A 7,630-nucleotide genomic window follows, 5' to 3' on the forward strand; every position below is an offset into this window, starting at 1 on the left:
CATCTCGATTTTGCTGATGCAAAATGAGCGAAATCCCTCTTTAGGCGGGCGACGAAGTTTTCGGCAGAGTCGATTTGTTCGCGCGCCTTGGGAAATCTTGTCAAAACGCGCCAGCGCATTTTGACGATTTCCCTCCTAAGGCGTGGCGCGCGGCCGTCCTACAGGAGGGTACTGCGCTCGGGCCGCGCGGGCCCCACGTCCCGTGGACGGGAAATGCTTGCGCATTTCAACTGGCCGCCTCTACCCTATTCTCTGTTTCGCGCGCCTATCCTACGGGAGGGTACTGCCCTTACGCCGGGCGGGCGCACCCTTCAGGTGTTTTATTGGCAGCCTCTACCCCAAGGCCGCCTCGGCCCAATCCTTTGTCCGCGCCAAAAGTCTACAAAATAAAAAATCGAGAAAATTATTCTCGATCAAACTAAAAATCACATAAAAACGGACGGCGAAGGGGATAAATACTGAGAGGCAACGCAACTGAAGACCGTGGCCACGGTTGTTCACGTTGCTGGGATTGAGGTTCTGCGTGTTGAAGTTCAAGAACACGCCGCTAGTCCCGCTAAAGGAGGAAGACCAACTGTACCCGTTGTTGCCGACGTTCGTCAGAGCGCCCAATCGCCCGTTATTGCCTGCGTCGCGGAAGCCCGGGGCGGGACTCCGCGACGCGGACGAAAAAGCGATCGCAGCCGCTGGATTGCTTCTCCCGCACCCGATCCGCCTGCGGAACGGACACGGAACAAAAACAGAAATAACTAAAAATCAGTGGGCTGCTGAATTTATCCTACACGCGCTGTCCGCAGCTTCGCCCTCTGGGAGCAAAACCGACAGACACTCCGGCTCCTTCGCCGACCGTCTGTAAAAACACGAAAAATCGAACGATTCATCGTACTCCGACGGTCTGATTTTCCGAAATCCGCCGATATCAATCCATATCTTTATACAAATCCAACTCACCCCGTTCCGCTGCGCCGTGGATCGCGGCCAGCCGAGCCACGACGGGCGAAATCACTTCCAACACATCCCGGACGTATCGTTCTTCGGAGGTCTCTTGCGACGAGGTGTCGTCCGCCGAGGACGCCGGTCGCCGAAGCCGATAGAGCATCGCAAGGTACAGCGCCCGGAAACAGGCTTCCATGTCGCTGATGGCGGTCGGATCGCCCTCTTCCCCTGCGATGGCGGCCTTGAGCCGGGGCAGTTCGGCGGCCAGAGGGGCGAAAACGCGGTCGTAGCCCTGTTCCCGCCCCACGGGCGAGGCGAGCAGGTGGCGGTGCAGGTCGTCCAGATCGGCCACCAGATGGAGGGTGTGTTCCAGGTGGCCGCTACGCTCTTTGCCCTCGGTTCGCAGGAGGTTCACCAGGTCGGTGTACCACAGCCACAAGGCCTCTTTCTGCTGGTCGTCGAGGTCGGTTTGCGGCTCGACGAGCGTCTCGCGGATCCGATCGGGCGAAAGCTCCAGCGCACGCAGCATATCCTCTAACTGCCAAAGATACAGAATGTATTCGGCAATGTTTTCTCTGCGTTTCTTTTTGGCTATCAGCATAATATCTATGTTAGATGTGTCGTTTTCGAAACTCTCGGCCGCCGCCCCGGGCTGCCGCGGTGCCGGCGAAGGCGTATTGTGGTACGTCGGTGATTACGGGTATGGCTGGTCGTCTACTTTCCACGATTCGGGCGACCATTATCGGGGCATATATTTGCGTTTCCACACGACGATATGCAGTTCCAGCGCTGCGGCGGGGCGGGCCAGCGGTCTTCCGTTGCGTTGCCTCTCGGAATAAACGGACGCTAAGCGTCTTTTAATGCCAGCCTCTACCCCAAAACGGGCCACCCTACCTTTTTTAATTTGACTTTGGCAGCCGGACGCCCGGGAGGTATCGCAATTTTCGACGCGGAGCGGCGTGTTGCGGGCCTCCCGTGGGGAGGCGTCCGGCCCGCGCGACTCTGCGAGTCGCAAGAGCAACAACTCATTCACCGCCTCAGGCTGCCGGGTCGTCCTCGGCGCGCCTTGTTAAAGCAGTTTGCCGCCAGCGGTGAGTGCAACGAGCTCCGTCGAGTTGCAGTCCGCCGCAAGGGGTGGCGGCGAACTGCGCGGCTCAAAGAGCCGCAAGAGCACAGCCAACAAGTTCAGCCTTATCGCCTGAGCGGGTCGAAGCCTGCGGGGTTTGGGGTAGAGACTGGCAGCAAAAGACGCTGTGCGTCCCTCCGCGGCGGGAGGCTTCGGCCCGCGCGACCCGTTGGGTCGCAGAAGCACAGCCAAAAGCACGGCCCTATTCACAACCCAAATCTCTGGCATTCGGCCTGTCGCCCATCCCCCCGAGCGGCTTCGCCGCTGGGCGACAAGGCCGGCGACCCAAAGGGTCGCAAGAACCAGCCCAAAGCTCCGCCCTGTGTCCGCCTCACTGCGGCTCCGCTTTCGCTCCGCCGCATTTGCCGTCGCCCGCTGGGATTTCATCTCGATTTTGCTCACCGCAAAACGAGCGAAATCCCTCTTTACGCGGGCGGGCGACGGATTTCACGCGCAGTTCTTTGTTCGCGCGCTGGCGGAAATCTTGTTAGAACAATTCACCATTGTTCTAACGATTTCCTTCTCCAGCAATCGCGCGCGGTCGAGCTTTGACCCGCCTGAAACTGCCCTGCGCGGGCGGCGTCCGGGTGACCCCGGCGGGACGGGAAATGCTTGCGCATTTCCACTACCAACCTCGGCCCAATTCCTTGCTCCGTTTTTTGTTCGCGTGCCTGCGCGATTCATCTATATTCGGCGACCGCCGAAATAGCTGAATCGCTCCTTTAGGCGGGGCGCGCGTCTGTCTTACAGGAGGGTACTGCGATCGGGCCGCGCGGGCCACACGTCCCGTGGACGGGAAATGCTCGCGCATTTCCACTGGCAGCCTCTACCCCCGTTCTTTGTCCGCGCGCCTGCGCGATTCATCTATATTCGGCTATCGCCGAAATAGTTGAATCGCTTCTTTAGGCGGGGCGCGCGAGCAACTGAAAAGTAATAACGGCCGCGCGCCATGACGCGAACGCGTCGGCCAAGCGGGCCACACTTAGTAAGGCAAAGACAACCCTAACAAAACACCCAACGGGTGCGGGGACGGGCGAAACTGCGTTTCGCTATGGCAGCCTCGGCCCAAATCCCACCAGCCTCAGCCCCGTCGAACCGCAACGGAGCAACCCAAGAGCACGCTACTCCTCGTCATCGAAAACTTCGCCGAAGTCCGCAAGGAGCTCCTCGATGTCGCGCCGCTCCTTCTTCGTCGGACGTCCCATCCCGCGGTCGCGAACCGCAAAGGCGCCGGCCCGGGCCATCTCCAATTTGTCCAGCTCCGACTGCGGCGTCACGTCCTCGATGTAGCGAGGCACGTTGCGCGCAGGCTGGCGGTTCGCCACCAGCTCCAGAATCCGGAAACTGTACACCACCGGCATCTTCCGCACCGCGACCACCTCGCCCGCACGCACCTCCCGCGACGGCTTCACCGTCGCGCCGTTCACCGTCACCCGGTTCGACCGACACGCCTCCGCCGCATCGCCGCGCGTCTTGAAAAGCCGAACCGCCCACAACCACTTGTCTATCCGAACCCCTTCCGACATAATCCTATGCTTTTATTTACCAATCACTTACAAAAACCGCTCGATCACCGGCACCAACAGCGCCGTCACGAGCCCCATCAACCCGATGGCGAGCCCGCTCACCGCTCCCTCGATCGCCCCCATCTCCATGGCCCGCGCCGTGCCGACCCCGTGTGCCGCCGACCCCAGGGCCAGCCCCTTTGCGATCCGGCTGCTGATGCGCAGTTTCCGGAGCACGAACGGCCCGACGATGCTGCCGAAAATCCCCGTCAGAATCACCACCACGGCCGTCAGCGAACCGATTCCGCCGGCCCGTTCCGAGATCGACATGGCGATGGGCGTGGTGACCGACTTGGGCACCAGCGACGCTTCGATGGCAGCCCCGGCGCCGAACAGCCGGATGATCAGAATGACGCTCACGATCCCCACGACGCTGCCCACGACGACCGACGTGAGGATCAAGACGGCATGGGCCCGGAGGTGTTCCATCTGTCGGTAGAGGGCATACCCGAGCGCCACGACCGAAGGCCCCAACAGGAAGTCGATCAGCGCGGTAGCCCGGTGGTACTGTTCGTAGGAGATGCCGGTGGCGAGCAGAAAGACGATGATCACGGCCGCCGAGGTGATGAGCGGATGGAGGAGTCCGATCCGGGTGCGCCGGAAGAGCCACAGGGCGGCGACGTAGATCCCGATGGTAAAGGTGAGGAGGAAGATTTCGGAGCCGGCCAGCAGGCCGAGCGCCGTCCAGGTGTTATCGAATGTCATGACCGCTGCGCCGGATTTTTCGTTTTCGTTTCCGCACTTCGAGCCGCTGCTGGGTGATTCCGACGGCGGCGACGATGAGGACGGTGCTCACGGCTGCGGCGACGAGAATGGCGGTCAGGTTATTGAGAATCAGCCCGACGGAGGCGATAAGTCCGACGGCGGCGGGCAGAAAGAAGAGCACCATGTTATCGAGGAGGAGTTCGGAGAGGCGGTCGACGCGTCCGGGCTCGACCCACCCGAGGGCCAGGGCGATGAACAGGAGGAGCATGCCGAGCACGCTCCCGGGGATGACTCCTCCGACGAGGATGCTGACGCCGAGTCCGAGGAGGTAGAAAAAGAGCAGCCAAAAGGACTGTACGAGAATTTTCATACCGCAAAGATAGGTCAAAGGGTCGGTATTGCGTTCACGCGGCGGGGGCAATTTCAGGGCGAGGGTCGATTTCAGGGGTTGGGGTAGAGGCTGCCCGGTTTGGGAATGTCGATCGGCACCGCCCCGGGCTACCGCCACAACCTGACGGGTACGCAGGACAATGTGGGTCGAAACAGTTGCTGTTGGTCATCTGGGGTGAGCGGTTCCACGGGTCGTTTCTTATGGTTCGACATGCAGGGGCTGGGAACGAGCGGTACGGCGAATCGTGCTTTCGGTCTTCAGTTGCGTTGCCTCTCGGAATAAACGGACGCTAAGCGTCTTTTAATGGCCGTGTCTACCCCCCAAGCAACCGGCCGCTTTTCCCCAGTTTTACTGACACAGCCGCAGAAATGCGAAGCAGTTCCCGTCCACGGGACGTGGGGCCCGGCCGGCCCGAGGCCAGTCTCCTCAAACCAAACCGCGGTGGGCAAATGGCAGCCTCTAGCCCAAGTTTACACAGACACACCCCGTTTATTCCGAGAGGCAACGCAACGGAAAACCGATCGCACGACCGCTTATGTGGCCGGGCTGGAGGTATGAAATGTAAAAATTCAAGAACACGCCGTCAGTCCCGCTAAAGGAGGAAGACCAATTACACCCGGTGTAGCCGACGTTGAGCAGCGCGCCAAATTGACTGTTAAAACCCGCGTCGCGGAAGCCCGGGGCCGGAGAACACAGCACACGAACCCCCGCCCCGTCAGAGAATGACGCCTCCGATGCAGCGACGAACCCCCACCGAACCCAGTCCCGACTTCGGCGCATAGTTCGGAAACTCGGCCGGATGCTCCTCCACGTACTCCACCGCATAGCGCAAAAACGTGCGCGCGTCCCGCAGCGCCTGGCGCGACAGCAACTGCCACTCCTCGGCCGTCGCCGCCCGGAAGCCCGACCGGGTCGTCGTTCCCGACCCCTCGTTTTCGCTGCGCGAAGTCGTCGCCACCGACCCGTTCCGAGTCTCCATATCCGTCTGCTCGGCCGAGGTCGAAACCGAACCGGAACCCGTTCGAGTCGTATCCTGCGTATCGTTCGCAATCGCCGTCCGCTGCGTTTGGGTCGACTCCTCGCGACCCGCCGTCGTGGCGTCCGTCCCCGTCCGCGTCGCGGTGAGCTTCTTCGACCCCGCCTCCTCGGTCACCGCCATCTCCTCCGTCGCCGAAGTCTCGCCCTGTTTCGTCACGCTGTTCTGGGTCGTCGTCTGCTCGGTGTCCGACACGTCGGACGTCTTCCGTTCCGTGTCTTCGCGGGCCAAGACGGTATCCGTCGTCGTCGTGTCGTTCTTTTTATCCTGTACTTTTCGCGTCTCGGAGTCGGTCGTTTCCCGCATCTCTTCCGAGGCCCGCACGTGTTCCGAGGTCGAATCCTCTTTCCGGCTTCCGGTATCGTTTCGGGTGGCCGACGAGGTTCGGGTGGTCTCCTCGGCCGAAGGACGCACCACTCCCCGGTCGGCCGACCGAACCGCCAGTTCGACGATCAGTTCGTAGCGGACGAAGTGGGCCAGAGCGGGTTTGACGAAGGTGTAGACGAATTCCGGATAGCGTTCCTGGCGCATACTTTCGTACATGGCGTCTCCGAAGGCGGGTCGGATGTAGCGCAATTGTGCGGCTTCGATCCTCATTTCGCGGACATTGGCCGGGTCGATGGGGTCGTCGGCGGCGAATGCCAGCCCGACGACCTCTTCAGGTTGTATAAGTTGCATAAATACAGTCGGTTTAATTGATTAATCGATCTCTCGGAGCGGGGTTTTGATCGGGGTGTTTGACCTCCCCGCCCCGGGCAATCGCGGAGGGTACGAGGGGGCACTGCACGATGTCGGCAACCTCGGTTACGGGTGGTCTTCGACGGTCGGGGGCACGAATGGGGTGAACCTGGTTTTTGGGGTGCCCTGGGTCGTTCCCGGCTATCTGGATCACCGTACCTACGGTTTTCAGCTGCGTTGCCTCTCGGAATAAACAGGAACGAGCAGCGTCTTCTACTGGCTGTGTCTACCCTAAAGGAAGGCCGAGGCGGGCAGGTTCGAGCGCCGAGCGGCGCGCCCCGGGCTTCCGCGACGCGGGCAATCATGGGCGATTGGGCGCACCGGTGGGCGTCGGCAACTACGGGTACAATTGGTCTTCCTCCTTTAGCGGGACGAGCGGCGTGTTCTTGAACTTCGGCACGCAGCACCTCGGCCCCAGCTATGTGGACTACCATGGCCACGGTCTTCAGTTGCGTTGCCTCTCGGAATAAACGGGCCGCGAGCCCACGGTGGGCAAGGGACTGGAACTACCCTAAGTAACTGACCACCCAACCCTGCATTTAAATTACACCCCTGCGGTTCGAAGAACCGCCCGGGCCGGAGCCACCCCACGCGTAGGCCTGCAACTTCGCGATGCTCGTTTCCGGCCACGCTGGCTCCGACCCGAATCACAAAAGCATATTCCTATCTGTTAAGCGGGAACGCACTGTAAACGGGTCGGACGCCCGGGAGGAACGGCAACTCTCGACGCGTAAGCGGCGTGTTGCGTCCCGCCAGTGGGCAGGCGTCCGGCCCGCGCGACTCTACGAGTCGCAAGAACAAAGCCCATTCACCACCCCAAGGATGTCATATTCGGCCTGTCGCCCATCCCCCGAAGCCGCTACGCGGCTTGGGCGACAAGGCTAGCGCCTCTGCGAGTCGCGGAAGCACCGCACCCATTCACCGCCCCATTCTCGGAAGTTCGTCCTCGGCGCGCCCCCACGCGCCGCTAAAGCGACGCCCTCGCCGAGGACGGCGATTCTGCGAATCGCGCTACTCGCTCTTGACCTACAGCAGTTCGCCGCCAGCGGAGAGCAGCAACGAGCTCCGACGAGTTGCAGCCCTCCGCCTGCCGGGGCGGCGGCGAAATGCGCGGCTCAAAGAGCCGCAAGAGC

11 protein-coding genes are annotated in these 7,630 nt (G+C 61.5%); 5 read left to right on the plus strand and 6 right to left on the minus strand.

What is annotated here, in order from left to right; translation table 11 throughout:
* Positions 1-333 precede the first annotated feature (333 nt).
* Together ACTO3O_RS09455 and ACTO3O_RS09460 are read right to left on the minus strand one after the other, a co-directional pair.
* Entirely contained in the window at positions 334-612 is a 279-nt protein-coding gene (locus ACTO3O_RS09455; protein ID WP_298081218.1) for a hypothetical protein, read from the minus strand.
* 307 nt (positions 613-919) lie between these two features.
* Positions 920-1,537 (minus strand): DUF4924 family protein, encoded by a 618-nt coding sequence (locus tag ACTO3O_RS09460; RefSeq protein WP_297623511.1) that lies wholly within the window; start codon positions 1,535-1,537, stop codon positions 920-922.
* Positions 1,538-1,544: 7 nt separating this feature from the next.
* On the opposite strand from ACTO3O_RS09460, the gene ACTO3O_RS09465 reads away from it, so the two are divergent.
* Both ACTO3O_RS09465 and ACTO3O_RS09470 read left to right on the plus strand, forming a co-directional pair.
* Positions 1,545-1,775 carry a hypothetical protein gene (locus tag ACTO3O_RS09465; protein WP_298081221.1) on the plus strand — a complete coding sequence of 77 codons (231 nt, stop codon included), beginning with the start codon at positions 1,545-1,547 and terminating at the stop codon, positions 1,773-1,775.
* A 609-nt stretch (positions 1,776-2,384) separates the two neighbouring features.
* Positions 2,385-2,771, plus strand: a complete 387-nt coding sequence (locus ACTO3O_RS09470) for a hypothetical protein (protein WP_298081223.1) — start codon at positions 2,385-2,387, stop codon at positions 2,769-2,771.
* A 412-nt stretch (positions 2,772-3,183) separates the two neighbouring features.
* Here the strand turns inward: ACTO3O_RS09470 and ACTO3O_RS09475 are convergent, their stop codons facing one another.
* The 3 genes from ACTO3O_RS09475 to ACTO3O_RS09485 are packed head-to-tail and all read right to left on the minus strand — an operon-like array spanning position 3,184 to position 4,702.
* The gene (locus tag ACTO3O_RS09475) at positions 3,184-3,588 is read right to left on the minus strand and encodes an RNA-binding S4 domain-containing protein (RefSeq protein ID WP_294592415.1); all 405 of its coding nucleotides are present in this window, start codon (positions 3,586-3,588) and stop codon (positions 3,184-3,186) included.
* A 27-nt stretch (positions 3,589-3,615) separates the two neighbouring features.
* Positions 3,616-4,332 carry an LrgB family protein gene (locus ACTO3O_RS09480; RefSeq protein ID WP_297832595.1) on the minus strand — a complete coding sequence of 239 codons (717 nt, stop codon included), beginning with the start codon at positions 4,330-4,332 and terminating at the stop codon, positions 3,616-3,618.
* Positions 4,319-4,702: a CidA/LrgA family protein gene (locus tag ACTO3O_RS09485; RefSeq protein WP_363323633.1), complete on the minus strand. Its 384-nt coding sequence runs from the start codon at positions 4,700-4,702 to the stop codon at positions 4,319-4,321. Before ACTO3O_RS09485 ends, ACTO3O_RS09480 begins: the two co-directional genes overlap by 14 nt.
* Before the next feature lie 105 nt (positions 4,703-4,807).
* On the opposite strand from ACTO3O_RS09485, the gene ACTO3O_RS09490 reads away from it, so the two are divergent.
* On the plus strand, positions 4,808-5,005 hold the full coding sequence (locus tag ACTO3O_RS09490; protein WP_294592419.1) for a hypothetical protein: 198 nt from the start codon (positions 4,808-4,810) through the stop codon (positions 5,003-5,005).
* Between the two features lie 433 nt (positions 5,006-5,438).
* Here the strand turns inward: ACTO3O_RS09490 and ACTO3O_RS09495 are convergent, their stop codons facing one another.
* Positions 5,439-6,437, minus strand: a complete 999-nt coding sequence (locus tag ACTO3O_RS09495) for a DUF6712 family protein (protein WP_297832592.1) — start codon at positions 6,435-6,437, stop codon at positions 5,439-5,441.
* A gap of 46 nt (positions 6,438-6,483) precedes the next feature.
* On the opposite strand from ACTO3O_RS09495, the gene ACTO3O_RS09500 reads away from it, so the two are divergent.
* Both ACTO3O_RS09500 and ACTO3O_RS09505 read left to right on the plus strand, forming a co-directional pair.
* Entirely contained in the window at positions 6,484-6,690 is a 207-nt protein-coding gene (locus tag ACTO3O_RS09500) for a hypothetical protein (protein ID WP_294594613.1), read from the plus strand.
* Between the two features lie 118 nt (positions 6,691-6,808).
* Positions 6,809-6,967: a hypothetical protein gene (locus ACTO3O_RS09505; protein ID WP_298081227.1), complete on the plus strand. Its 159-nt coding sequence runs from the start codon at positions 6,809-6,811 to the stop codon at positions 6,965-6,967.
* Positions 6,968-7,630: the final 663 nt, after the last annotated feature.

The organism is Rikenella sp., assembly GCF_056799795.1.